Source organism: Francisella philomiragia (genome assembly GCF_018135955.1).
Taxonomy (GTDB): domain Bacteria; phylum Pseudomonadota; class Gammaproteobacteria; order Francisellales; family Francisellaceae; genus Francisella; species Francisella philomiragia.
In genome coordinates, this window is record NZ_CP063138.1 from 1779419 (window position 1) to 1806118 (window position 26700).

Consider the following 26700-nt stretch of genomic DNA (forward strand, 5'->3'; position numbering starts at 1 on the left):
TATATGAAAAAGGAAATAAACTACTACAAGATAGCTAGCACAAGACTATTGGAAAAGATAATTTCAGAATTTAGTTATGAAGGAATTTTTAAGCCACTACAAAAAGATATAGATCAAGAAGTATATACTTTAGAAATAAACTCCAACCTATATTACAAATTTAAGGCTGTACAAAGAATATACGGTAATTTAACTATTGAAAAGGATTCTGTAACAAGACATGAGAGTAATAGTACAAAACCTGCTGATGATGCTATAAGACTTATCATTGATACACTACCTATAACAAATATTGACTCTGTCACAACGGCACACCTCATAAAAGAGCTAAATAATACGATATTTGCAGATATCGCTATCTTACAAAAAGACAATATCTCAGCAAAGGACATCTACAAACTTCCATATGCCTACATAGAAGGAAACATGACTGGTCACCCCTGGTTTGTGATTAATAAGGGTCGCATTGGCTTTAATGCATCAGACTATGCAAACTACGCTCCAGAAATGCAAAAAATCATCAATTTAGTGTGGATTGCCGTAAACAAAGATTTAGTAACTTTTTCATCTATAGCAAGTACTGATTATCTACAAATTACTAATAAAGAAATTAACTCAGAAACCTTACTCAGTTTCAATAAAACTATAAAGATGAACGGTAAAAAGCCTAGTGATTTTTATATTTTACCTGTTCATCCATGGCAGTGGAAAAATGCTGTAATGCAACAGTTCACGAAATATATAGCTGATAAAGATATTATATTTCTTGGTAAGTCTACCGATCAATACTTAGCTATGCAATCAATAAGAACTATGTCTAATATTTCTCATCCTGAAAAACACAGTATAAAGCTACCTCTAAATATACTAAATACCGCGGTTTATAGAGGCCTACCCAAAGATCAAACAATTAATGCCCCAATGCTTACACAATGGGTTAAAAATATAGTCCAAAAAGATGAGTTTTTAGCTAAATGTAATTTTATTCTTCTAGGAGAGTTAGCTAGTGCCTACTGCCATCATCCTTATCAGTCAGAAGTTCCTCAGGTACCATACTACTTTACAGAGCAGTTAGGTGCAATCTGGAGAGAAAGTATTCACACTAAACTTAAAAGTACTGAACAGGCTATAACAATGGCTGCTTTAACTTATGTTGATGCTAATGATAAAAGTATCATTTGTGAAATGATCAAAGAATCATCTTTAGATATTGATAAATGGCTAGAAATGTTTTTTGAAAATACTGTCCCTGCTCTACTACATTTCTTATACAAATATGGCATGGTTTTCTCTCCTCATGGAGAAAATAGCATATTAATTATAGAGGACAATCTCCCTGTTGGTCTGGCTATGAAAGATTTTGTCGATGATATAAATATATGCAAAAATCCTGTTGCTGAACTAAGATCGCTTCCACAACAGGTAAAAAACGCCATTCCTCAAGTTGAAGATGATTATCTTCTGCAATTTATTCATACAGGATTATTTGTTGTTCACTATAGATATATCTCTTCAATACTAGCAGACAAACTAAACTACCCCGAACTTTACTTCTATCAAAAATTAGATGAATGTATACAAAAATATCAGACAAGCAATCCTGAGTTAAAATCTCGTTTTGAACGTTTTGATCTATATAAACCAACTTTTACAAAACTATGTCTGAATAGGCTAAGAATTTTTGAAGTTGGATATAGTGATTATTCAGCAAGACCTAAGGTAATATCTACAGGTCAACTTGATAATCCTCTTTATCTTGCCCAAAGCACTAGAAATGTAGATAAATATTTATTCAAGCATAATAGAGTATCTTTTAGAGCATTTGACTTAGAACATGATTTAGATATTATTCACTCATGGATGAATAAACCTCACGTAGCAAAATTCTGGAGCCTGAATAAATCAAAGTCAGAGCTAAAAAAACATTTTTGCAATATGCTTTCAAAGCCTAACCAAAAATTACTTATATTATCGATAGATAATTCAGAAATCGCCTATGCTGAAATTTATAACACTCAGACTGATCGTATCGCTAATTATTTTTCCACTGATGATAATGAATATGGATGGCACCTGCTAATTGGCCCTGAAGAAGCTATAGGCAAAGGATATTCTAAATTACTTGTAGAAGCTCTTAGCAAATATTGCTTTGATATGCTTGGTGCTAACAAAGTTATCTTTGAACCTGATGTTAGAGTGATCCCTTTTCAAAAAATCGCTCCTAAAATCGGATATTCAAATCATGGTGAGATAGCCTTACCTGAAAAACAAGCATATCTATTTAGTTGTTCAAAGAGCTCTTTTATAGAAGGTGAAACATTATGATAGACTGCGATATTTCAAAATGGCCAATAGTTAAAATGCATTTTGGTAGCTCCCCAAGCTATAAAGATGTACTTAGCTGGTTAGATAAATGTTCTCAAATACTAAAGAAACAACAAAAATTCTTAGTAATTAGTACTTTTTCTGAACAGTATCAGTTTGAGCATAAAGCACGATTAAAACAAGCAAAATGGTTTAAAGAGTCTAAACCTGAACTTGCTAAATGGTGCCTAGGTATGATTCGTGTCACAAATGATCCTATTATGATCAGAAAGATTAATGCTCCAGCAATGGCTAAGGGTATGCCCTTTAGCTGTATTGCTGTTGGTAATACATGCTCAGCATGGGAAAAAGCTCAACAAATTCTAATAGAAGATAACTTGATATGAAAAAACAACTTGATATAACCATTCTTTATTTAGCACAAGCTATATCACTATATTTCTGTACTTTTGGATTACCAACGATTCTACGTTCTGAAGGAGTCTCTTTAGAAAAAATAGGCCTTTTTAGTATCTTACTATTACCATGGGTTATCAAATTCCTATGGGCTCCTTATGTAGATAGGTTATATATCAAAAAAATAGGCCGAAGAAAAAGCTGGTTTATTGTAATGCAATTTTTGACCATAAGTCTATTTTTAATATTCTCTATTTACACTCCAAAAGACTATAGCAACTATATTTTCTTATTTGCGTTTTTATTGTCCTCCATTGCAGCAACTCAAGATATAGCAATTGATGGATTTTCAATAGAACAAACAAAAGCTAAAAGCTTACAGTGGAGCAACTTTTGTAGAGTAATTGGCACTACTCTAGGTAGCATGATTGGTGGAGCATCTCTAATTGCGCTATACAAAATTTTAGGCTGGCATCAAATTACTCTATATATGACTTTGATAAGTTTATGCATTTGTGCCTATATGTTTCTTATAAATGAAAATCATCAAAACGAAGAATACCGGCACCACATACCATCTCTAAAGTCTTTCTTTAGTAGAAAAGAAACCAGAATATTGTTACTTATGTGTTTGAGCTACAGAGCCTGTGAAGGTTTGGTTATGGGAATGCAATCATCATTTTTGGTAGATTCTCATATTCCGCTAACAACGATAGGCATAGTTATGGGAACTGGTAGCGCATTAATAGGTGTTTGTGGTGCAGCTGTTATTAGTTATCTCTTTAACTTTTATAAAGAAACTATTCTTTTAACAATATTGGCATTAATCAGAGGCTTTTGCTATTTCTCTCTAGGATTTATAAGTTTTTATGGCATTGATAATCAAATATTTATCTTTGGAATTGTATTATTAAATATGGCTTCTCGACTTATGGAGATGATAGTTCTATATACTATATTCATGAAATTTAGCTCAAAAGATCAAGCAGGCACTGACTTTACAGTTTTAGTATGTGCTGAACTTCTAATCTATATACTAGGAATGTCACTTAGTGGTTTCTTAGCTGCGAATATTGGTTACTCAATGCTTTTCACACTAGGAGGTATTATTTCCATACCAGGGTATTTAATAGCATTACTATTATTACAAAAACTATTCCCTAGCGAGAGTGCTAAGCCTATTATATTGGATAGATAATCTAATTTATTCATTTGCTATAAATGATATTGATTATCATTATCATGATGATATTATCTAAGTTCTAATTTGTTACTTCTAATACAATAACATTCTTATGAATTCTAAAATTACAGCGCCTATAATTATATGTATAGTTATTTTATTATCTTACAGCACAGCTTTTTCAAACACTAATGCTCAAGAGCTTAGCTTAAATGAAGAAGCTATCATTGAACTACAGCAGCAGATACGTAAATTACAAGCTGATATTAGTGATATGGAAGAAAACTCACTAGACTCCAATCGATTAACAACATATGACTCAAAAATAACCGATCAAAACCCTAATGATATAAGCCTAATATTTGAAAATAGTACAAATGCTTACGAAATCAGCACAAGTATAAATACAAATAATTCAATCATAGATTTAAGAAATACCCTAGCAGGCGGTATCTTTACTCATGATGGTGCTATTAATGTCGGAAATGCCCCAGCTATTACAACCAGAGGACAAGTAACATTTTTAGGAGCCTACTCAGGTAATAATAGTATACCTATAGGAATGATATCAGGCAGTTTATTCTCATCTACGGTAATCGGACAACGCAACAAATTTGATGACTATGCTATATTTTTAGGCGGAAAAATAGAAGTCGATGCTCAAGTATGGTCTGGTAGTGAGGGAATCTCAAATGGCTATACTCTAAATGCTAATGGTCAAAATATTTCTCTGACATCTTCTACATTATATTTTCTAGCCAATGTAGGACACTACGTGACCGCTCAATTTGATATCAGCACTAGTGAGCTTAATAACTTTGGCTTAGGCAATGCTTTTGTCATATTTGGTAATCTAGATACATCGCCATTATTTGTAACTGCTGGAAGAAGTAAACTATCAGTAGGTGCTTTTGGTGGTGGTGGACCATGGACTGGTGGTACAACAGGATTTCTGGCACCGGGTAGAACAACCAACATATCATTAAACTATAAAGATGACATTCTAAATGCCAATATAGCTGTCTTTGGATCTGATGATAATCATCTAAATTTTTCAACTGGACTATTCTACGCTGAGAGTTGGACTGAGAGCCTAGCTGTTGGCTTTAATACAGGATATGTCTTTAATATTGCAGGAGCTGGTAATGCTTCTTTTAGCAAGTTTTTGGAGAATCAAAATTCTTCAACTGATAATATAGGCAGCTTCAACATTAATGGTAACCTAACTTACACTATAGGTGGTGGTTTTTTAAACCTAGGAACAGGTTGGGCAAGTACTACAAATAGAAAAGACTTTAATGGTAGTAATCAAAATGTCTTAGCTGGAGGCTGGTATGCTGCAGCAAACTATTCATTACAGCTAGGCGGCAGAAATACAAACTTTGGTGTATCATATGGGCAAACATATAATTCTGCTAATATACCGATGTCATTACCAGCATCTCCACTGCTATTTGGTCAATCTCCATCTGGAATCAAAAACCAGCTAGTTTTATCAACTCAACGCGCATATTTTGACAACAATGTCTTAATAGGTCCAGAGTATTCATATCAAAAGTTATATAACGACAAGCATATGAATACTTTCACTATAGACATTGCTGTATACATGTAGTCACTGAGTTAATGCTAAGCTAAAGTATTACTATTATTTAGTTTATTTTTTGTATACATGAGAAAGCTTAGTCTGGTTTTTTTGACGTTAACCACTTCCTTAACTGAATTATGTTATGCTGATGCAAGATCACAAATTATTATAGAGAATAACTGTTCAGTCCCAATATCATTCAGCATATCTCCAGGAAATAGCACTGGAAATGCCATAAACAATCAAGTATTAGATGCAAATCAGTATATCAATGTTGGACAGTATACCAATGATAAGTTTGTAGATTATAACTCAACTATAGATATAAACTTCCATTCTGAGAATTTACAATATAATGGTTCAATACAATTTAATCTAAAAAATGGTTGGACTATTAATAGTGCGAATTTTGATAATTTGAATGGTGATATAGCTATAGAGCATCAAAATAATGATTTTGACTATAGTTGGCATAGCTACACAACAACACTAAAATATCGTATACCTATATTTACAATCTCTACCTGTCCGAAATTCACAAACCCGCAAGACTCAAAACTCAAAGACATAGAAAGAATACTTATATTTGGAGATAGCCTAAGCGATACAGGCAACTTATATGGTTATACAAATGGAATTATTCCAAGATCAACTCCTTATTATAGAGGTATGTTTTCTAATGGCTCAGTTTGGACAACAATGTTAAGTGGAATTCTAGAAAATAAAATCCCAATCAGTAATTATGCTGTTGGAGGAGCTACCGCTGTCTTTGAACCATCTTGGACAGATCTTGGCTTACCCTATACGATAGACACTGAACTTCAAGCATATTCTCTCGATAATGGAGCTCACGATACCAATAAAAATCTAGCAATATTTTTTATTGGTGCAAATGACTATTTAACAATATCAGCCAATCAAGATCCTAACTTACTCAAGAATATTGCTAGCGAGGTTACTGACAAGATTATAGCAGCTATCAAAACTGTAAAAGCACAAAAAACTCTAGTTATAGGACTACCTAATCTAGGTTTAACACCAGAGTCAAAAAATATAGGCAACCAAAACCTCTTAAAAGAAGTATCTTCGCTACATAACCAAATTCTAAAACAGTTTGCTGAAGACCAGACTAATATAGAGTTTGTAGATATGAATCCAATATTTGAGATGCTTGTTAATGATACTGATAATTTCAACAAAAAATATCACACTTCGATAAGCCCAAGCAAAACCAACCAAAGTTGCTGGAGTGGTGGTTATTTCTCTTATAATCCAGATGGTCTAAACTCAAAAGAGTTTTATGAAAACCTATTAAGAGGCAATCCCAAGACTATCCTACTTCAAGAATCTGAGAATATTTCATCAGGAGAGCTAGATATGAATAAAATTCCTCTGAATCCAGATATTACTAGTGCGATTTTAGCTGCTGAAACTGGTAAATTATGTGATAATCCTCAAGAATATATATTCTGGGATGGTGTCCATCCAACCTATCAAGTGCATAAAGCACTATTTGAATATATCGCTAACGAGTATTTAGGAATAAATATATAGGTAGAAAACTTAATCGAAATAGCCACCAGCGACAAAACGATCAATAAAATGTTGGCTAAAGTGCATTTTATTCAATTTAACATTTTCCAAAAGTTGCTGGTATTGGCCTGACTTAAAAATATAATCAATAACATAAAATACATTACCTTTACCAACTATCTTTTCAACCTTTTCTTCGAAATTAGAAAAATCTGTTTTCTCATCAATATAATCATCTAATAAAGAGCAAAGCTTATCTATAGTTTTCTCATCAGCTCTGTCAAAGTACTTTGCAACCTCATAATGAAACTCATACTTGCTATCATGAAAAAATGGGTATACATTTCCTTTCCAAGCAACTTTATAAGCATCATCAACGTAGCTACTACTTAAAACATTTAGCTTCATAAGATGATAGTAAAATTTATTTGTATTCATTTGATTTTCCTATTTTATTTATTAAGCTCTTCTTGAACTATTTGATTAACCTGCTTAGGATTCGCCTTACCTTTACTTGCCTTCATAGCTTGACCAACAAAGAAGCTCATAAGCTTAATCTTACCAGCCTTAAAGTCAGCAGCCTGTTGAGGATTAGCTACAATTATACCTTGAACTAGTTCTCTTATTGCGCTCTCATCTGATACTTGTTTCAAACCTAGTTTCTCGATGATATTAGCAACAGATGTTGCTGACTCAATATATTCTGCTATGACTTTTTTAGCATTCGCTTGTGAGATAACATCTTTTTGGACATTATCAATAATCTCTAATAGAATCTCTGCTGGGATTATATCTACTGAGAATTCTTTTTCCGCTCTATTAAGAGTTGATATTAAATCGACTGTTATCCAGTTATACGCTGGCTTATAGCCTATCACAGCTGCTACTTGATCATAATAATCTGCTATTTCAAGATTTGATAATAAAAACTCAACTTCTTGATCAGCTAAATGCTCACGATAGACTGCTTCACGCTCTTCTGGCTTGAGTGGCATCTGCTTTTTGATACTTTCGATATATTCATCAGTTATTACCAATGGTAATAAATCTGGATCTGGGAAATAACGATAATCAAAAGCATCCTCTTTTGCACGCATTGAGCGTGTTTCATTTGCATCCGCATCATATAGACGAGTTTCTTGAACAACCTCTCCACCAGACTCTAGCACAGCTATTTGACGAGCATATTCATACTCAATCGCTTTATCAATAAATCTAAACGAGTTTATGTTTTTAAGTTCTGCACGAGTACCAAACTTATCTTGACCTTGTGGTCTAATTGACAAGTTGACATCACATCTAAACGAGCCTTCTTGCATATTACCATCACATATACCCAAATGCTTGACTAGCTGATGAAGCTTTTTAAGATAAGAAACTACTTCTTCAGATGACCTAAAATCAGGATATGTAACAATTTCTAAAAGTGGTGTACCTGCACGGTTATAATCTAACCCTGTCTCACCAGCGACATAACCATGAACTGATTTACCAGCATCTTCTTCTAGATGAGCTCGCTCAATTCTGATAGTTTTAGCTCCACTAGAAGTTTCAATCTCTAGCTTACCCTCTTGGACTATTGGATTATTAGATTGACTAATCTGGTAGCCTTTTGGTAAATCTGGATAAAAGTAATTCTTACGTGCGAAGAAACTATCTTTTGATATTTTAGCATCTACAGCTAAACCAAATATAACAGCTTTACGAATAGCTTCTTTATTTACTACAGGCAAAGTTCCTGGCAAACCTAAATCTAAAAATGCAGCCTGAGTATTTTGATGCTGCCCATATTTTGTTGCAGAAGTCGAAAACAGCTTAGATTTAGTACTTAACTGAATATGGACCTCTAGCCCTATCACCATTTCCCAATTCACTATTAAATCCTCGCTTGTTCTAAAATAAATTCTTCAATACCATAACTATTTTGATATTGCGTGACCATTTGTGTCAAAACATTATCATTAAATGCCTTCGCCATGAATTGACCACCAACAGGTAAATCATTAGCAAAACCAATCGGAAAAGCTATCGCTGGTAGACCTGATATATTAGCAGGTATAGTATAAATATCTGATAGATATGCCGAAACAGGATCTAACTTATCGCCTTTTTTGAAAGCTTCACTTGGAGCTGCAGGCATGAATATAACATCAACTTGCTCAAATATTTGATTAATTTGATCAGTCATTACCTTACGTAGCTGCTGAGCCTTATTATAATAAGAGTCATACTGACTTGATGCTAACACATAGTTACCTATCATGATTCTACGCTTAACCTCTTCACCAAAACCATCAGTACGAGATTTTCTGTATAGCTCATCTAAGTCTCTAGCTTCTGGATTACGATAGCCATATCTAATACCATCATATCTAGCCAGGTTAGCAGCTGCTTCTGCTGGTGTTATGATATAGTAAGTTGAAAGAGCCTCTTTTAAATCAGGAACTTTAACTGACTTTATTTCAGCTCCTAGCTTTTTGAAATTATCAAGAGTTTTTGACACAGCTTCTTGTATTTGTGCTGGTAGGTCTTTGATTAGACTTTCATCAACACCAATTACTTTACCTGAGATATCTTTCTCTAAATCTTGTGTAAAATGATTTTCTTTGACACCAACACACGTAGAATCATACTGACACTCTCCAGAGATAGCATCTAACATAATAGCCACATCTTCTGCATAATGTCCAAAGATACCTGCTTGGTCAAAAGATGATGCAAAGGCTACCATACCAAATCTTGAAGTACTTCCATAAGTTGGCTTCATAGCTGTTAGACCACAAAAACTCGCAGGCTGTCTCACAGATCCACCAGTATCTGAACCTGTACTAACAGGAGCAAAGCCTGCAGCAACTGCAGCTGCTGAACCACCTGAAGATCCACCTGGTACTCTATCCAAGTCCCAAGGATTACTAACAGCTCCGTAATAGCTATGCTCATTAGTTGAGCCCATAGCGAACTCATCCATATTTAACTTACCAAGAGTTACCATACCTTGATCTTTACAGTTTTTTGTAACTGTTGAATCATATGGAGCTACAAAGTTATCTAGCATCTTAGAAGCTGCTGTTGTTTTGATACCTTTTGTACAAAAAAGATCTTTATGCAAAATAGGTATACCAGTCAACAAACTTTGCTTACCTGCAGAAATAATAGCGTCAGCATTTTCTGCTTCTTTTAGCGCCTCTGCTTCACATAGTGTTATTACAGAGTTTATACTTTTATCTTGGTCTTTTATTTTTGCTAGATATTGCTTAGTTAGTTCAACCGCTGTGACTTCGCCACTATCTAGCCTAGCTCTCAATTTTTTAATATATGACATTGCTCACCCTATTTAACAACCTGTGGCACCATAAAATAATCATCAACTACTTCACAAGCAAATTTATCAAAACTTGCTCGATTATCTTGATCTTGAGGAATATCTTCACGAAATTTAAAATCAACACTAATTGGAGAAACCATCGGTGTAACTCCATTAGCATCAAAATCTTTGATGGCATCAAGAATCTTACAAATATTTGTAAGGTCTTGAGTATACTGCTCTAACTGCTGCTCATTCAAATCAAAACAAGATAGCTTAGCAATATGTTTTACTAGTTTTTTATCCATTTAAACACCCAAATAAATCATTAGAAACAAATACCCATAAATTATAGAATACTCATAAACATAAAGAAAGGTGTAGCTATTGCTATTTTATATTTGATGGCTGATTCTGTACTTGCTCTTTTATCGTTACAGGTTTAATCACTGATTCACTCTTTTTGATACCTATATGTAGCTGGCTACTGTTTAGATTTATCGGGAAACCATTATATCTACGCCATAGCTCATAACCTAAACTAACATCATTAAGCAATACCCAACCATGTACTTTGGTACCTAGTCTTAACACATCAGGAGATGGCCAATCCCTACTACCACTTTGTTTAACAAATATCTTAAACTGTCCTTGGGCATTATTTTGTGGAGAGATAAATATAACCTCGCCTTCGAAAGTACCGATTGCTACCTGAGGCCAACCACTAAACTGTATAGCAGGCCATCCTTCAAATTGTAGCATTACCTTATCGCCAACCTTGACCATAGGTACATCCATACTATTAACCCATAATTCAACTATTCTAGACTTACTCTCTGGAACTATAACTGCTAATACATCTGTATCTTTGACTATTACCCCTCCCATACCATGGATACGATCCATTATCACACCATCAGTAGGAGCTTTGACTAAACGGCTTTGTTGACGTGCTATTTGTACTTTTACTTTTGCTAGATCAACATTAAGTTTTGATAGTTCTTGAGTATAATTTACCATCTCCATCTGAGCCTGCTCATATATTCTTTGAGTACTCGCTCCTTTATCTACTAGATACTTATGTCTTTCGATATTATTTTGTGTATTTTTTATTGCTAGTTTAACTGACTTGATACCTAGCTCAATCGCTGCCTTTTCTTCCTCTAAACGAGAGACAACCTCAGGATCAAGATCAAGCACCTCAACGATAGGATCCCCTTTTTTAACAGCATCACCTTCAAATACATACCATTTACCTAGTCTACCTCCAATAGGAGCAGATATATTTTGCTGACGCTCAGATGGTGATAAAGTTGTAACATCGCCATAGCCATCGATAGTTTGTTGCCACGGAATCATACCCAAGACAACACCTATAACAATAATGCTCAATAAAACCAAGAATATAATCTTTTTAAAGCTAGGGTCTTTTCTAAGCATTTCTGATGATTTTAGTTGCATCATTAAATCCCCACTTACTGAATAGATATAATTAACGTTGGTGTTGCTATTTTACGTAGCATATGTGTAATTGCCATATGACCATTCCTGTTTGTTAAGCCATACGAATCAATTAGTATTAATAGCTTAGGCTGTTTTAAAATAGCTCTTATTAAATTCATCTTTAATACTACCATTGTATTAAACTCTAAATTGTATTTGATAGTTTGTGAATCAATTTCTTTTTCAAAATACTTTTCAAGAAACGTAATACCAAAGATATCTAATAATTCACTTAGATACTCAAGCCTCTCTTGAGAGAAATCACCCTCACATAAATTGTCAAGCACAGTACCTGCAATGACCTCTATACCACTAGCAATATGGATTTTGTCACTAATCTCTTGCTTAGAGTAGTTTGTCAGACAGACACCATTTAATTTTATTACTCCAAGAGAATTATCATCAAAGAAAGAATCTAGAAGCTTTTGCGCACTATTTATTGATAAACAAAGTTCATAAAACTGATTTTGAGTGTAATCAAAAGTATACTTTTGCTCATCGTCGGCTAATATAACATCCAATGATACAACATTATCAGCTAGCTTAGCTTCTTTATGCTCTGCACGCACTTTATCTTCTTGAGAAATCTCCAATAAATCTAGAATCTTACGCACCGCCACAAGAAAACCATAACAATCATATAAATATTGACTAAATTTCAGTAATCCAAGTAAAACTATATTGACCAAAAGCTCTGCAGCAATCAACTGGCCAATAGATAACTGACCATTTATGATCAGATAACTACCGATACCTAATAATAGAATATTTATGAATATATATGTCAAACCTATGTATACATGTTGTCTCAAGACTACACCAAAGAAATTAGATCTAGCATCTAAATAGTTACATAATTTAGTATCGACCTTTTTCATAGAATTATTTAGAGGGCGTTGTTTAAATGATAAAAACTCCGCTGTTTTCTCTTCAAGAGAGTCAACAATATCATAAATATTGCTCGACTCTTTAAGTCCAGCTTTATACCCAGCGTTCATCGGCACAAATATTGACAATATGATACAAGCAACCAATAAAATATCAAACACTAAAAATAATGGATGATAAAACGCTAAAATAATTACACAAAAAAGAGTCTGCAAGAATATATCTAGAAGAATTATAAAAATAACTGATACCGACTTTTGCAAAAACTTAAGTTCAAAAGCCCTGTTAATTTTCTCGCGAACATTTATCTTATCTAACTTGTTAAAATCAACTCGATAGATAGCAGTTATAACTCTTAACACGACATCTACAAAGATTTTCCTTTGGATATCTTCAACAAGCTTTAGTTGAAAAATCCTCACAAAAAAAGCTGCTGTTAATAGAATAAACAGAATAGTTATCAATGATATAACTGGCCTAATAGACAAACTAACGCCAACAAGATTAACTAATGTTTGAACTGATACAGGAATTGTTAGTGATAAAAAACCTAATAGTAAACTGTATATAATAAGCGTATATACGGTATGTCTAGGAATTTTCAATACTGATTTAATTTGTTTATACAACATAAAAATAAAATACGACATAATAACAACTATACTGCTTTAGTATAATATTGTTTTAAATAATGTCTACACTAGGATATTAATTTTATGTAATGATACTACATGTATCTAGCAAAGATATATATTTATAATGAAGAGATAAATGGAAACTGATTTAAACCATTTCTAAACTTTGATTGACCTTGCAAAAACATGATCAATTTCTTTTAGATAAGTTTTCTTGATACCCTCAAAATCCATTTCTGGAACATCTAAAATGATACTATGCTCATCTTGCATTACTTTTTGCAAGTTTTTCGAGAATGACTCACCTTGCTTAAGATCAAAAGCTACTTGCTGAACAATTTTGTAACAATCCTCACGCATAAATGGTGTATTTGCTACTAAGAAATGTAGATAGAAACTTGATAAATATGCACTTGTACTTCTTACTCGATCTTCGATAATATCTTTTTGAACAACAAGGTTATCGATAGTATTTTTCATTCTACGTAGCGCATAAACCATAATACCGAAGTTATCTGGTAAGTAAAAACGCTCTGCAGAAGAATGAGAAATATCTCTTTCATGCCATAGTACACAATTCTCTAATGCTATAGATACATGAGATCTTAACATCCTTGCCATACCTGTTAAGTTTTCAGTAGAAATTGGGTTTTTCTTATGTGGCATAGTTGAAGAGCCTTTTTGACCTTTAGAGAAACCTTCATACACTTCGAAAACATCACTTCTATGCAAATGTCTAATCTCAACTGCTAATCTCTCAATGGCAGAAGCAATAAGCCCATGAATAGAAATTAGTTTAGCAATTCTATCTCTTGGGATAACCTGAGTTGATACTTCTTCAACTGGTAAACCTAAAATATCAGCTGCCTTTTTCTCATCTTCTGTAGTTAAAATACAGTAGTTACCTACCGCCCCTGAGAACTGTACTGTCAAACCATCTTTTTGGAATTCTTTAAGATCTTTTAGTCTACGTTTAAACTCAACATAAGCACCCAAAAACTTCTGACCGAAGCTCATAGGTTCTGCAAACATACCATGACTTCTACCCATAGTAATGATTTCTTTTGTTTCTTGAGCTTTTGCTAATAATGAATCACATAAAGACTCTAAGTCTCTAACAACATACTCCATTGACTCACGGATCTGTAAGCTAAGAGCTGAATCGATAATATCTGAAGATGTAACACCAAAATGAAAAAACTTACCAGTTTCAGCTGTGAATTGCTCAGCAATTGAAGTACAAAAAGCTATAATATCATGCTTGGTAACTTTCTCGATTTCATCAACTCTATCAGGTCTAATCTCTGCTTTAGCACGAATCTCAGCTGCCGTACCTTTAGGAACCATTTTGTCCTCTAAAGCTTCAAGAATTGCTAACTCAACCTCAAGCATTTTTGCATATTTATTTTCATCTGCCCAAATCTTTGAGATTTCTGCTACGTCATACCTTTTTATCATCTTACTATCCTATTCGATAAACATGTATAAGCACCCTCGACACATCAGACACAAAAACATATGGCTAAAAACAAGAAGCGACTATATACAATGATTTATTTGATTCAACATAAATATATTTTAATTCTCTCAAATGGAGCCATATTGTCAACATTTTTATAAATATTACTCTCCAACGATTTTACTAATTTTTTTCAGCTCATTTGCTATAATACTATCTAAAGATTATGACTAAAAAATACTTATTGTTTTTAATATACAGGTCAAAATAGATTACCTAGTAAAAGGAGATAGCATGAAAAAGCTTATATTCACATCAATCGCAATTATGACTCTAGCATCTACGGGCTATAGCTCAGTATTAAAAGGTAGTGACTATATTTCAACAGATGTTGGTACAACATATAATTTCGAACGTGTTGATGCTGATGATAAAGATAACTTCTTAGTTCAAACAACAATAAAGAACTGTAGCGATGATAAGACATCATGTCAGTATTTCAGCGAAATTAAAGAACCATCGGGTAAAGAAGTATCTCAATCAAAGTATGTATATAGTTATATAACGAAAAATAACGGCGATGTATATATTCAATACCCTAATTCTGATAAAGAAACACTACTTTTACCAGCTAATATAGAATTTAACAAGATTAGAAAAGAAGATATAACAATAGGTAACAGTAAGTTCTCAAATACTTATGAATTTAAAAAAGAAATTCCTAAACTGACTATTAACGGTAAAGATTATGAGAACTGTATTGAGCTAGAAGCTAACTCAACTGTAAAATATAAAGGACAGGTTGAAAAAACTCAAAGTACAGAAACATACTGTAAAAAAATTGGGCTAGTCAAAGATACTTTAAAAGAGACTTTTAATTCAGAAAAACCAATTGTCTACAAAAATATACTTATGTCTATCACAAAGTAAAAATATATGAAAAAAATACTCTTTGCTTTAATTTCAATAGCATTATTGGCTGGCTGTTCTACGACTATAATTAACGGTAGTGATTACATATCTATGCAACCTAATACTCAGTACCACTACAAAAGAACAGCCCTAAAAGCAAACAAATCTATTTTTATTGATATAGATATTGAGTCTTGCAATAATGACAACACAAAGTGTCAGTACTTTGTAACTGTAAAAAACAGCAAAGATAAAATATTAGAACAATATTATGAGACTTATTATGTAAATTTCTTTGGTGATGTATATCTGACTGACAAGGTGTATCCTAACAGCACCCTACTCTTACCAGCTAGAATCACGCTAGGTCAAGAGATGCTTTTGGATAATGGTGATAGATATGGCGCTGTTAATGAAAAACTACTTGCTTACAAGCTCATACCTGAAATACAGATAAATAGTCATAAATATGAAAACTGTGTAAATATCCTGTTTGTATCAACAACTCCCGCAGAGTCTGTATATCTAAAGTTAGTAACTGATGAAGTCACTTGCAAAGATATAGGCTCTGTCCAAAAAGAAATGCAAATGTCATATAAACCTAAACATGCTAATACCAGTGAAGAAGAAATAAGTAATAGCGTGATGAAATTTGCTGCCACAAAAAGTATCAGCAGAGATATGGCTCCGGAAGGTTTTCTTAAGCCTTTTGGACAAAAAAATGTAACAACGGATAATGAAGGATTTATTCTTATAGATACATACTTAGATATACTAGAGTCTATTACTCACAGTAATTAATCTTACGAATTCAAAAAGTATAAACTTTTATCATATTTTGAATAATATAACTAATACCCAAATTCTATAGTATATGCGCGAGAAAAAATCTGTTTAGGTTCTATCTCAACATTACCTATACGATACTCAATATCAACATCCATACCTAGTGTATCACTTCTGCCACACCACGGCTCAATACATACATACGGAGCATTAGCCTTAGGTTTTGACCATAAGCCAAGATATTCAAAGCCATCAAAAGTCACTTCAATATAACGATTTGAACCTTTCTCAACTAATCTGACTCTTTTATCTGTGAAACCACTATACACAAGAGCATCATTATCAAAAGTATGATTATCTAGTTCAATTTTAGATAGTTTGAAATGCTTGGTTTCACCAGTATAAAAAGCCTCTAGTGTAATAGGATGAAAATCTAATTTTTGCTCAGAGAATGTAATCTCATAATCACTAAATTTATGCTTGTTATCAAAAGGACAAGCAAATGCTGGATGAGCTCCAAAGCCACATGATGCAACACTATCCTCTAGGTTTATAATATTATACTCTGTGAGAAGTTTATTAGCTTCAAGAGTGTATGTGACTTCAAATCTTAGTCTAAAAGGATAGTCCTCTTTGGTAGTCTCCATAGCTAAAATAACACTATTTTCACTATGTAAAACAATATCAAATACAGTATGACGAGCAAGACCATGATTTCCCATAGGATATTCTTTACCTTGGTATTTGATCTTATTACCATGAGATTTCCCAACTACTGGAAATAGTACCGGTGACACTCCAGCCCATACGCGACCATCACCAGACCACATATATTCATGATTGGTTGTAGTATTGATAACAGCGCGAACTTCGGCACCTAGCTCACTAATCTCTACTAATAAATTATCATTTTTGATTGTAATCATAACAACACCCCATCGTTATTAGTGAAGAGGTATAACTATATTAAAATGGTATGTCATTCCGTCAGGCTTGACCGCGTAATCTAAGAAGTAGGTTATTAAAATCTACCTCTGCAAATACCACTTACCAAACCATACCCTCTTCTGGGTTAACTTCAATATCTTCAGTAAAAAACGAGCAATTTAAAATACTCTATTAGTATTTTAGCATATTGTTGAATAGTAAACTAAGGTGAAAAGATTCCCCTTCATTTATGAAGGGGTGGCAGTCGCAGACTGACGGGGTAGTTTTGACACAAGCTCTTCTAACCACATCATCACACCTTCAAGATTAGTTTTAATATCCTTATCTAATATATGAATTACCTTTAAATCCAAGCTATTTAAGTATTCATCTCTAATACTATCGTACTCTTCTTTATCATTATGACTAGAACCATCAATTTCTATAACTAAGCGATAAGCTGGACAATAGAAATCAACAATATAATTACCTATAATTTTTTGCCTATGAAAATTCAGACCTAAGAACTTTTTTGATTTCACCATATTCCAAAATAAAACTTCTGATAAACCTCCAGCTTTTCTAAGCTCTCTTGCTCGTTGCTTTAACTTTGGATTGTATGGTAACTTTGTCATTTTAACTACCCCAAGTTGCTCTCGCAACCCACCCCTTCTCTTGTGAAGGGGAATTAAAATCTCAGATTTTAAAATACTAATCGCAATATAGCTGACTCCTATGAAACACTAGATAACATGTGACTAGTAAACCCACCGGTCTTTGCTATATTAATTAAATTTCTTTTTTCATCTGCGGCCAAATAATCATCAATAACTCTTGAAAGATCTTTTACCGTTTCTGAAAAAAGACTTTCATTCAGGTCTAAAAGATTTAAATTTGTAATACTATCAGCCATTAAACTACTAAATCCAAATATTTTTCTTACCATAAGAAGACTCAAATGAAATTTAAAATTTGAAACCTTTGATTTTTCATCAAGATTACCATGCTTTAACCAAAAATTATGAACTTTTCTATTCACTAAACAACAATTTAAATAACTCTTATATTCGCGATGATTATCAAATATCCTATTATATGTTTGATCTTTTTTAAGCAAAGATGTTGGTGTTGCTCTTGCACTATGAGGCTCTTCAAAAATCAATGTTTGTACTGACTGAGCTAAACTTTGTATACTAAATATTTTAGTGGCTGGCTTTCCTAGATTCTTATAATAGTTTTTTCTTCTATCATAATAGTAACCCTCATTTAAAAAATACAATTCTAACTCTCTTTGTATTTGTTCTGTTGCTCGTAATAAAACTGCAGACACAGGGTTCTGGCTGTTTGTTGATGCAATTATGTTATCTGTAACCTCTTTATTATCATTTACTATGATGACTTTAACAAGAACTGACCTATCATCTGAAGTATCTCCATTATGAGCGTTATATATTGAATAAGATGTTTGTAAACCATTTACGATTTGAACATTTTCTATAGATAATTGTTTATTTAATTCTTTAGGATCTTCCGCAACAATTGTTACACCATTATTCAACCACCAAAAATCTTGATCTGCTTTAGTCTCAATGGTATTTTTAATCTTCTTATTAACATCTACAGATCCTTGAAAATGTCGAATATTATTTTCAAATAGATCATCTCTAATTTCATCGTTATCTGAAGTTAAAAACTGCTTGTACTTCGCAAGCTCAACTACACCAATGTAACCAATCCCATCATTTCCATAACTAATAGATAAAGGCCTATCTTTAAACTCTATAGATAGTCTGTTAGATTTTTGCTTTTGGTAAAACTCTAATAATTCTTTACAGCTATAGCATTTAAAATCAACAAGCTTTGTTGAAAATATCTTGGATGTTATTCTTTTTAGCTGTTCTTTCTTTTCTTCAAAAACATTATTAATTTCTACTGAGGTTGCGTTAGTTATATAATGGTAATCAATAGATATAGACCCTCCGGCAATAGCTGTTTTCTGCCAAGCATCAGCTAATAAAATAGTCTGAGAAACTAAGCTCGCATTAAATCTAGTAAGTAAAGCTGTTTCATTTTTTTCTAAGTCAAATAGTTCTGGAATTGTAGTAATGATTTTATCTATAGATGATTCTTTAAAAGAAGACTCTTTTTTACACTGAGATATTACAAACCTTGTTCTTGTTTTACTTTTAAATGAAAAATTATCTAGATCTTCAATATTCTCAATGTACTCATCATCAATAAATATCATAAGTGAGTCAATTCCACCATCATTTGAGCCATCAACAATAGAATGTTCTATATTCTCAAATGTTAAGTCATTATCTTTATGAACTTGTGACAAACTAAATAGCTCAAATATTTGACTGTCCGAGAAACTCAATTCATTTGACTCTTTGAATACCTTTATACAGCCCTCTAATATAATCTTATTATTATTCATAAAAGTACTCTACCCAACCCACTTCCTAGCATTTCTAAACATTCTCATCCATACAGAATACTCATCATACTCTGCTGGGATATGCGAGTTTGTGATCGCTCTATAGACACGCTCAGGATGCGGCATCATCGCAAGGACACGACCATCTAGAGCTGTCACAGCTGTTAGACCATCTATTGCACCATTTGGATTGTATGGATATATCTCTGTAGTTTGATCTTGCCCATCGATATATTTAAGAGCTACTTGAGCGCTTGCTAGCATAGCTTGTTGCTGGTTGTCATTTTCAAATAATGGACGACCCTCTCCATGAGCTACAGCAATTGGTGCTTTTGTGCCTGCCATATCCGCAAACCAAATAGAATCAGACTCTTGAATCTCAACCATAGATACTCTTGCCTCAAACTGCTCTGATTTATTCTTGATAAATATCGGCCAGTTTTCAGCGCCTTTGATTAGTGATTTAAGCTGAGCAAGCATTTGGCAACCATTACACACGCCTAGTGCTAGAGTATCATTACGACCAAAGAATCTACTAAACTCATCTCTTAGCTTCTCGGTAAAGAGGATATTCTTTGCCCAGCCGCCGCCAGCACCTAGAACATCACCATATGAGAAACCACCACAAGCCACCAATACTTTGAAATCTGCCAAAGTTACACGCCCAGCATGCAAATCTGACATATGCACATCATGAGCCTCAAAACCAGCCGTAGTAAATGCTGCTGCCATCTCAACTTGACCGTTGACACCTTGCTCTCTTAAGATTGCAACTTTTGGTTTCTCAACATTGACAAACTTAGCTGTAATATCTTCTTCAAGATCAAATGTCGCCTCAACATGGATACCTTTATCATCAGTATTTAAAATACTATCAAACTCTTGTTTAGCACATTCGTTATTATCACGGATTGATTGGATTTGATATGAAGTCTCAGCCCACCATCTTTGTAAATTTACACGCGTATTTGAGTATACTTTCTCACCATTTGCAAAGATATTTAACTCATCGCTAGAGTTTAGCTTAGCTATTGCACACAGGTGAATTTCAGTATCTTTAAACATCTTGTCAACTAGTACTACATCACTATTTTTAACTTGGATAACAACCCCAACTTCTTCAGCAAAGAGTTTTGCTAATATATCTTGAGTCTCTAGCTTAATATCTAAACCTTTACGCCCAGCGAATGACATCTCTGCTAAAGTTGCAAATACACCACCATCAGATACATCATGATATGCTAAGATTTTATTTTCAGCTTTTAGTTTAGTGATATTTTCAAATAACACTTTCACCTTAGTCGCTTCAACATCTGGTGCAATATTGCCAACTTGGTTATAAGCTTGGGCTAAACAAGAAGCTCCAAGTCTACCGGCACCATTTGATAGATCAATGTGTAATAAAGTTGTATCATTATCATCAACTAAAACTGGTGTAAGAGTCTTACGTGCATTAGTAACAGGCGAGAAACCTGAAATCACTAAAGACAATGGCGATGTTACTGATTTAGCTTGACCATTATCTGACCCCGATTTATCTAACCACTGGGTTTTCATTGACATTGAGTCTTTACCAACTGGTATTGCAATACCCAACGCTGGCGCAAATTGCATACCAACAGCTTTTACAGTCTCATATAACTTTTGGTTTTCGTCACCCTGATTTGCAGCAACCATCCAATTTGCAGATAGGCGAATATCACTTAATTTTTCAATATCCGCAGCTAGAAGGTTTGTTACAGTCTCAGCAATTGCTAATCTACCAGAAGCAGCCGCATTAATAGCAGCAACAGGAGTTCTCTCGCCCATTGCCATAGCCTCGCCTGCTTGACTATCGACTGTAGCAGTTGTCACAGCACAGTCAGCCACAGGCACTTGCCATGGACCAACCATTTGATCGCGTGCAACCATACCTGTAATACTTCTATCGCCAATTGTGATTAAGAAAGATTTAGAAGCTACAGCCGGTACTTTTAGCACTCTTTCAATCGCATCATCAAGCTTGATAGTACTCGTATCAAAAGCATCTTGCTCAACTTTAACAGTTTTTACATCAATATGCATTTGTGGTGTATTACCAAATAATAGCCCCATTGGTAAATCAACCGGCTTATTATCGAAATACTCATCATTTAACGTAATATGCTTCTCAGATATTGCCTCACCAACTACTGCAAATGGACATCTTTCTCTGTTACAAAGTTGTTCAAAAAGCTCTAATGACTCAGGATCAACTGATAATACATATCTTTCTTGTGACTCATTTGACCATATTTCTAATGGAGAAAGCCCTTCTTCACCGACATTTACTTTTCTAAGCTCAAAATGACCACCGACATTACCATCTTTCACAAGCTCAGGAAACGCATTTGAAATACCACCTGCACCAACATCATGGATAAATGTAATTGGGTTATGCTCACCCATTTGCCAACATCTATCGATAACCTCCTGGCAACGACGCTCCATCTCAGCATTATCACGCTGAACAGATGCAAAATCTAGCTCTGAGTTAGTATCAGAAGATACAACGGATGACGCAGCCCCACCACCTAGACCAATGCGCATCGCAGGTCCACCAAGACAGATTAACTTAGCACCAACTTTGATATCGCCTTTCTCAACATGCATTCTTTTGATGTTACCCATACCACCAGCAATCATAATTGGCTTGTGATAGCCAAACATCTCTTTACCAGCAGATGTGTTAACCTCTTGCTCAAAAGTACGGAAATAACCATTTAGATTTGGTCGACCAAACTCATTTGAATAATGAGCTCCACCTATTGGAGCCTCTAACATAATTTGAAGTGGTGTAACTATATGATGTGGTTTACCATACTTGCTAGTCTCCCAAGCTTGTTCAAAATTTGGGATATTTAAGTTTGATACCGTAAAACCTGTCAAACCAGCTTTTGGTTTAGCTCCCAACCCAGTAGCTCCCTCATCACGAATCTCTCCGCCAACACCAGTAGCTGAACCACTAAATGGAGCTATAGCAGTTGGGTGATTATGAGTCTCAACTTTCATCAGGATATCAACTTCCTCTTGATTGAAACTATAAACACCAGTTTGCGTATTTGAATAGAATCTTTGAGCAGTTGCACCCTCTATCACAGCTGCATTATCTTTATATGCAGAAAGTACACCTTTCGGAGATTTCTCAGTAGTGTTACGAATCATTTTAAACAATGACTTATCTTGCTCTTGACCATCTATAGTCCATTTGGCATTAAAAATCTTATGTCTACAATGCTCTGAGTTTGCTTGAGCAAACATATATAGCTCTGTATCAGTAGGGTTTCTACCAAGCTTTGTATACTCATCAGCTAGATAATCAATCTCTTGCTCACTTAAAGCTAATCCAAGCTTCTTATCCGCATCTTTGATAGCCTGAGCACCATTTTCTAGTACATTAACAGTCTCTAGCTCTTTTGGTGCTGTTACGCTAAACAACCCATGCAGATCTTCTTTACAAGAAAAGACTTCCTCAACCATACGATCATGTACTAAATTTTCTATAGCTCTTAGCTCACTATCAGAAACTTGTCCCTCAATACCAAAAAGAACAGCTCTTTCTACTCTCTTAACAGCACTGATACCAGTATTACGGATAATATCAGTAGCCTTTGATGACCAAGGAGAGATCGTGCCTGCTCTTGGAGCCGTAATAAAAGTATGACCCTTCGGCTCTGTTGAACCATACTCTATATTGTAGTTAAGTAAAGATTTAATTATTTTTTCTTGCTCATTACTTAACTCTGACTCAAGCTCTACAACATGAATATATTGAGCAGATACAGACTCAACTTTATTAGATATTTTTTTAGCATCTGCTGAAATCTTTTCTCTTTTAAATGGAGATAATGCACTTAACCCTTCAAAAATCCTAATCATTAGCTATCAAACCCTTTATATTTCTTTTCTAACTCTTTTAACTCTTTTCTATGTCTTTCTAGCTCATTCAAATAAGCTTCGTCAACATCACCTGTAATATAATTACCAGAGAAAACACTATCTTCAAACTCTGTGATTTTAGGATTTTGCTTTTGAACTATTTGCTTTAGATCTTCTAATGGTAAATAAATCAATCCATCAACTCCAATCCACTCACGAATTTCTTCTAACGTTTTACCATGTGCAACCAAGTCTGATTTAACAGGCATATCAATACCATATACATTTGGATAACAAACAGCTGGTGATACAGAAGCAAGATATACAGATTTCGCACCCAAATCTCTGACCATCTCAATAATACGCTTAGATGTTGTACCTCTAACTATTGAGTCATCAACTAGCAAAACATTCTTATCCTTAAATTCTGCTGGTATTGGATTTAACTTTCTTCTTACAAAGTTCTTTCTATCAACATTTTCAGGCATGATAAATGTTCTACCCACATAGCGGTTTTTAACAAACCCTTCACGGTACTCAACACCTAATGCTGTTGCTATCTCTTGGGCTGATGCTCTACCTGTCTCCGGCACGGGGATTACAATATCAATCTCTTTATCTTTCCATGTTTCTTTGATTCGTTGACTTAACACTTTACCAGCATCAACTCTAGCTTGATATACGCTTACGCCATTCATAATACTATCAGGACGTGCAAAGTATACATATTCAAATAGACAAGGCGCTAAAACTGGATTTTTTGCACATATCTTAGAGTGAACTTGTCTATCCTCAGTGATAATTATCACTTCTCCAGGCTCAACATCTCTTAGTATCTTAAATCCCGATATATCTAAAGAAACACTCTCACTAGCCACCATATAGGCTTTTTCGCCATTGTCATATTCCTTAACACCTAGTATCAAAGGTCGTATACCATACGGATCTCTAAAAGCCACTAGTCCAAAATTTGCTATCATCGCAGTACAAGCATAACCACCCTTAGCATGTTCAAAAACAAACTCACATGCTTTATAGACAGCTTCAGGTGTTGGACAACCTTTTGATTTATTCATACCACATGCAAAAAAATTCAAAAGCAGCTCTGAATCAGAAGTTGTGTTTAGATGACGTCTTTCGATATCATGTAACATCTGTGCAAGCTCAGCAACATTTGTCAAATTACCATTATGAGCAAAGACTATACCGTGAGGATTATTTACATAAAAAGGCTGACTGTCTGCAGCTCCTAAGCTTCCAGCAGTTGGATATCTGACATGCCCTATACCCATATTACCTTTTGACTTTTCTAGCTTTTCATCTGTAAACACATCACTTACAAGCCCTGTATTTTTGCGAATAAAAAAATGTCCTTGATCCATAGTCGCGATACCTGCCGCATCTTGACCTCTATGTTGCAAAAGACTTAAACCATAAAATAATGGATAACTAACCTGATTCGGTCCAGCGACTCCTATAACTCCACACATAAAACTACCAACTACTCTTTATACCAAATTAATTAACAAACATATTATAGCAATATTTATCATGATAAATTAATCAAAATCATCTAATACTACTAATGCGAAAAACCACCTCTTTCGATATCTTTAGATTTATTATCTAAAGAGTTAATAACATTTTTTAGATCCCTAATCATAAGCTCTGCTAAATCAAAGCTAAAGCCTCTCCTAACAAGCACTCGCATAACTACCAAGTCTTGTCTATCTTTTGGCATCGAATAAGCAGCTATCTGCCAACCTCTAGCACGAATTTTTTCAGAGATATCAAACAAATCATAACTTTTGCCTGCCTTAAGTGACCAGCTCACTGCTGGGATACCACCTTTACCAGCATGAATAATATCAAAGATACCCATACCCTTAATTTCTTTAGCAATATATTTTGCAACATCATAACTAAGCTTATGAACTTTCTTATACCCTTCAAAACCAAGCTTAACAAAGTTATAATATTGGGCAACTATCTGACCACCAGGTCGAGAGAAATTTAAAGCAAATGTCGGCATATCGCCACCAAGATAATTAACATTAAAAATCAAATCTTGAGGTAAGTATTTCTTATCTGCCCAAACAACCCAACCCACTCCTAATGGCGATAACCCAAACTTATGTCCTGATGAATTAATTGACTTAACTCTTGGTAATCTAAAATCCCACCTAAGTTCAGGCTCTACAAATGGTGCTAAAAATCCTCCAGAAGCAGCATCCACATGCACTGGAATATCAATACCAGTATCTCTCTCAAATTTATCAAGTGCTTCACAAACTGCCTCAACAGGCTCGTACTGACCTGTAAAGGTAACCCCTAAAGTCGGCACAACTCCAATTGTATTTTCATCACAGTACTTAAGCATAGTTTCTGGAGTCATTATTAAACTTTCATTTGACATTGGAATCTCTCTAAGCTCAATATCCCAATATCTAGCGAATTTATGCCAGCAGACTTGCACAGGTCCTGTAACAAGATTAGGTTTTGTATAATCTTTACCTTGTGCCTTCATCTTATCACGCCAGCGCCACTTCATTGCCATACCGCCAAGCATAGCTGCTTCAGATGAGCCAGTAGTTGAACAGCCGATTGCATTTTCTGCTGAAGAGTTCCATAGGTTTGCTAGTATGTTGACACATCGTGACTCTATTTCAGCAGTTTGAGGATACTCATCTTTATCAATCATATTCTTATCAATGCAATCATCCATAAGCCTATGAATGAAATCATCAACTTCTGTTTGACAAAATGTCGCTAAATTCTGCTTTGAATTACCATCGAGCATTAGCTCATCTTTGATTTGTTGATATGCTTCGAAAGCATCATTTGATTTTTTGGGAATTTCAAATTTTGGTAATGATTCTTTATACAACTTATGTTTCATATCATTTTTGGCATGTAACGCCATA

General features: G+C 34.2%; 20 protein-coding genes. 7 read left to right on the top strand and 13 right to left on the bottom strand.

Features of this window, described 5'->3' with window-relative positions; genetic code table 11:
• Positions 1-3 precede the first annotated feature (3 nt).
• The 5 genes from IMS64_RS08670 (at position 4) to IMS64_RS08690 (ending at position 7046) form a co-directional block, all read left to right on the top strand.
• Positions 4-2325: a GNAT family N-acetyltransferase gene (locus IMS64_RS08670; RefSeq protein WP_211490443.1), complete on the top strand. Its 2322-nt coding sequence runs from the start codon at positions 4-6 to the stop codon at positions 2323-2325.
• Positions 2322-2711, top strand: coding sequence for a hypothetical protein (locus IMS64_RS08675; protein WP_042524137.1), 390 nt, complete (start codon positions 2322-2324; stop codon positions 2709-2711). Before IMS64_RS08670 ends, IMS64_RS08675 begins: the two co-directional genes overlap by 4 nt.
• Positions 2708-3919, top strand: coding sequence for an MFS transporter (locus IMS64_RS08680; protein ID WP_211490444.1), 1212 nt, complete (start codon positions 2708-2710; stop codon positions 3917-3919). Before IMS64_RS08675 ends, IMS64_RS08680 begins: the two co-directional genes overlap by 4 nt.
• 97 nt (positions 3920-4016) lie before the next feature.
• Positions 4017-5519, top strand: coding sequence for a rhizoferrin import outer membrane protein FslE (gene fslE / locus IMS64_RS08685; protein ID WP_211490445.1), 1503 nt, complete (start codon positions 4017-4019; stop codon positions 5517-5519).
• Between the two features lie 57 nt (positions 5520-5576).
• On the top strand, positions 5577-7046 hold the full coding sequence (locus IMS64_RS08690) for an SGNH/GDSL hydrolase family protein (RefSeq protein ID WP_211490446.1): 1470 nt from the start codon (positions 5577-5579) through the stop codon (positions 7044-7046).
• A gap of 9 nt (positions 7047-7055) precedes the next feature.
• On the opposite strand, the gene IMS64_RS08695 is transcribed toward IMS64_RS08690, so the two are convergent.
• The 7 genes from IMS64_RS08695 to purB form a co-directional block, all read right to left on the bottom strand.
• On the bottom strand, positions 7056-7463 hold the full coding sequence (locus tag IMS64_RS08695; protein ID WP_044526984.1) for a hypothetical protein: 408 nt from the start codon (positions 7461-7463) through the stop codon (positions 7056-7058).
• Positions 7464-7477: 14 nt separating this feature from the next.
• The gene (gene gatB, locus IMS64_RS08700) at positions 7478-8899 is read right to left on the bottom strand and encodes an Asp-tRNA(Asn)/Glu-tRNA(Gln) amidotransferase subunit GatB (RefSeq protein WP_211490447.1); all 1422 of its coding nucleotides are present in this window, start codon (positions 8897-8899) and stop codon (positions 7478-7480) included.
• Between the two features lie 2 nt (positions 8900-8901).
• Positions 8902-10347: an Asp-tRNA(Asn)/Glu-tRNA(Gln) amidotransferase subunit GatA gene (gene gatA, locus IMS64_RS08705; RefSeq protein ID WP_035737103.1), complete on the bottom strand. Its 1446-nt coding sequence runs from the start codon at positions 10345-10347 to the stop codon at positions 8902-8904.
• Between the two features lie 8 nt (positions 10348-10355).
• The gene (gene gatC / locus IMS64_RS08710) at positions 10356-10637 is read right to left on the bottom strand and encodes an Asp-tRNA(Asn)/Glu-tRNA(Gln) amidotransferase subunit GatC (RefSeq protein ID WP_211490448.1); all 282 of its coding nucleotides are present in this window, start codon (positions 10635-10637) and stop codon (positions 10356-10358) included.
• An 82-nt stretch (positions 10638-10719) separates the two neighbouring features.
• A complete protein-coding gene (locus tag IMS64_RS08715) occupies positions 10720-11790 on the bottom strand; it encodes an HlyD family secretion protein (protein WP_004286934.1) in 1071 nt (356 codons plus the stop codon).
• 14 nt (positions 11791-11804) lie between these two features.
• The gene (locus tag IMS64_RS08720; RefSeq protein WP_211491108.1) at positions 11805-13352 is read right to left on the bottom strand and encodes an ABC transporter ATP-binding protein; all 1548 of its coding nucleotides are present in this window, start codon (positions 13350-13352) and stop codon (positions 11805-11807) included.
• Positions 13353-13514: 162 nt separating this feature from the next.
• On the bottom strand, positions 13515-14813 hold the full coding sequence (gene purB, locus IMS64_RS08725; protein ID WP_012280326.1) for an adenylosuccinate lyase: 1299 nt from the start codon (positions 14811-14813) through the stop codon (positions 13515-13517).
• Between the two features lie 295 nt (positions 14814-15108).
• Here purB and IMS64_RS08730 point away from each other — a divergent pair, with 295 nt between their 5' ends.
• Both IMS64_RS08730 and IMS64_RS08735 read left to right on the top strand, forming a co-directional pair.
• Positions 15109-15744 carry a hypothetical protein gene (locus IMS64_RS08730; protein WP_211490449.1) on the top strand — a complete coding sequence of 212 codons (636 nt, stop codon included), beginning with the start codon at positions 15109-15111 and terminating at the stop codon, positions 15742-15744.
• A 6-nt stretch (positions 15745-15750) separates the two neighbouring features.
• On the top strand, positions 15751-16527 hold the full coding sequence (locus IMS64_RS08735; RefSeq protein WP_211490450.1) for a lipoprotein: 777 nt from the start codon (positions 15751-15753) through the stop codon (positions 16525-16527).
• Between the two features lie 50 nt (positions 16528-16577).
• On the opposite strand, the gene IMS64_RS08740 is transcribed toward IMS64_RS08735, so the two are convergent.
• The 6 genes from IMS64_RS08740 to gad all read right to left on the bottom strand — a co-directional run bounded on the left by IMS64_RS08740 (position 16578) and on the right by gad (position 26699).
• A complete protein-coding gene (locus IMS64_RS08740; protein WP_211490451.1) occupies positions 16578-17438 on the bottom strand; it encodes an aldose 1-epimerase family protein in 861 nt (286 codons plus the stop codon).
• Positions 17439-17687: 249 nt separating this feature from the next.
• Entirely contained in the window at positions 17688-18074 is a 387-nt protein-coding gene (locus IMS64_RS08745; protein ID WP_211490452.1) for an endonuclease domain-containing protein, read from the bottom strand.
• Positions 18075-18172: 98 nt separating this feature from the next.
• Entirely contained in the window at positions 18173-19879 is a 1707-nt protein-coding gene (locus IMS64_RS08750) for an AIPR family protein (RefSeq protein ID WP_211490453.1), read from the bottom strand.
• Between the two features lie 9 nt (positions 19880-19888).
• Positions 19889-23776 carry a phosphoribosylformylglycinamidine synthase gene (gene purL / locus IMS64_RS08755; RefSeq protein ID WP_211490454.1) on the bottom strand — a complete coding sequence of 1296 codons (3888 nt, stop codon included), beginning with the start codon at positions 23774-23776 and terminating at the stop codon, positions 19889-19891.
• Entirely contained in the window at positions 23776-25266 is a 1491-nt protein-coding gene (gene purF / locus IMS64_RS08760; RefSeq protein WP_004286926.1) for an amidophosphoribosyltransferase, read from the bottom strand. Before purF ends, purL begins: the two co-directional genes overlap by 1 nt.
• Positions 25267-25358: 92 nt before the next feature.
• A complete protein-coding gene (gene gad / locus IMS64_RS08765; RefSeq protein WP_211490455.1) occupies positions 25359-26699 on the bottom strand; it encodes a glutamate decarboxylase in 1341 nt (446 codons plus the stop codon).
• Between the last annotated feature and the right edge of the window lies 1 nt (position 26700).

Coding starts and splice junctions, on each gene's coding strand:
- purL (WP_211490454.1), bottom strand. CDS start 23,776: ATGATTAGGATTTTTGAAGGGTTAAGTGCATTATCTCCATTTAAAAGA.
- IMS64_RS08695 (WP_044526984.1), bottom strand. CDS start 7,463: ATGAATACAAATAAATTTTACTATCATCTTATGAAGCTAAATGTTTTA.
- IMS64_RS08750 (WP_211490453.1), bottom strand. CDS start 19,879: ATGAATAATAATAAGATTATATTAGAGGGCTGTATAAAGGTATTCAAA.
- IMS64_RS08720 (WP_211491108.1), bottom strand. CDS start 13,352: ATGTTGTATAAACAAATTAAATCAGTATTGAAAATTCCTAGACATACC.
- fslE (WP_211490445.1), top strand. CDS start 4,017: ATGAATTCTAAAATTACAGCGCCTATAATTATATGTATAGTTATTTTA.
- IMS64_RS08675 (WP_042524137.1), top strand. CDS start 2,322: ATGATAGACTGCGATATTTCAAAATGGCCAATAGTTAAAATGCATTTT.
- IMS64_RS08715 (WP_004286934.1), bottom strand. CDS start 11,790: ATGCAACTAAAATCATCAGAAATGCTTAGAAAAGACCCTAGCTTTAAA.
- purB (WP_012280326.1), bottom strand. CDS start 14,813: ATGATAAAAAGGTATGACGTAGCAGAAATCTCAAAGATTTGGGCAGAT.
- IMS64_RS08730 (WP_211490449.1), top strand. CDS start 15,109: ATGAAAAAGCTTATATTCACATCAATCGCAATTATGACTCTAGCATCT.
- IMS64_RS08735 (WP_211490450.1), top strand. CDS start 15,751: ATGAAAAAAATACTCTTTGCTTTAATTTCAATAGCATTATTGGCTGGC.
- gatA (WP_035737103.1), bottom strand. CDS start 10,347: ATGTCATATATTAAAAAATTGAGAGCTAGGCTAGATAGTGGCGAAGTC.
- IMS64_RS08690 (WP_211490446.1), top strand. CDS start 5,577: ATGAGAAAGCTTAGTCTGGTTTTTTTGACGTTAACCACTTCCTTAACT.
- IMS64_RS08670 (WP_211490443.1), top strand. CDS start 4: ATGAAAAAGGAAATAAACTACTACAAGATAGCTAGCACAAGACTATTG.
- purF (WP_004286926.1), bottom strand. CDS start 25,266: ATGTGTGGAGTTATAGGAGTCGCTGGACCGAATCAGGTTAGTTATCCA.
- IMS64_RS08680 (WP_211490444.1), top strand. CDS start 2,708: ATGAAAAAACAACTTGATATAACCATTCTTTATTTAGCACAAGCTATA.
- IMS64_RS08740 (WP_211490451.1), bottom strand. CDS start 17,438: ATGATTACAATCAAAAATGATAATTTATTAGTAGAGATTAGTGAGCTA.
- IMS64_RS08745 (WP_211490452.1), bottom strand. CDS start 18,074: ATGACAAAGTTACCATACAATCCAAAGTTAAAGCAACGAGCAAGAGAG.
- gatC (WP_211490448.1), bottom strand. CDS start 10,637: ATGGATAAAAAACTAGTAAAACATATTGCTAAGCTATCTTGTTTTGAT.
- gad (WP_211490455.1), bottom strand. CDS start 26,699: ATGGCGTTACATGCCAAAAATGATATGAAACATAAGTTGTATAAAGAA.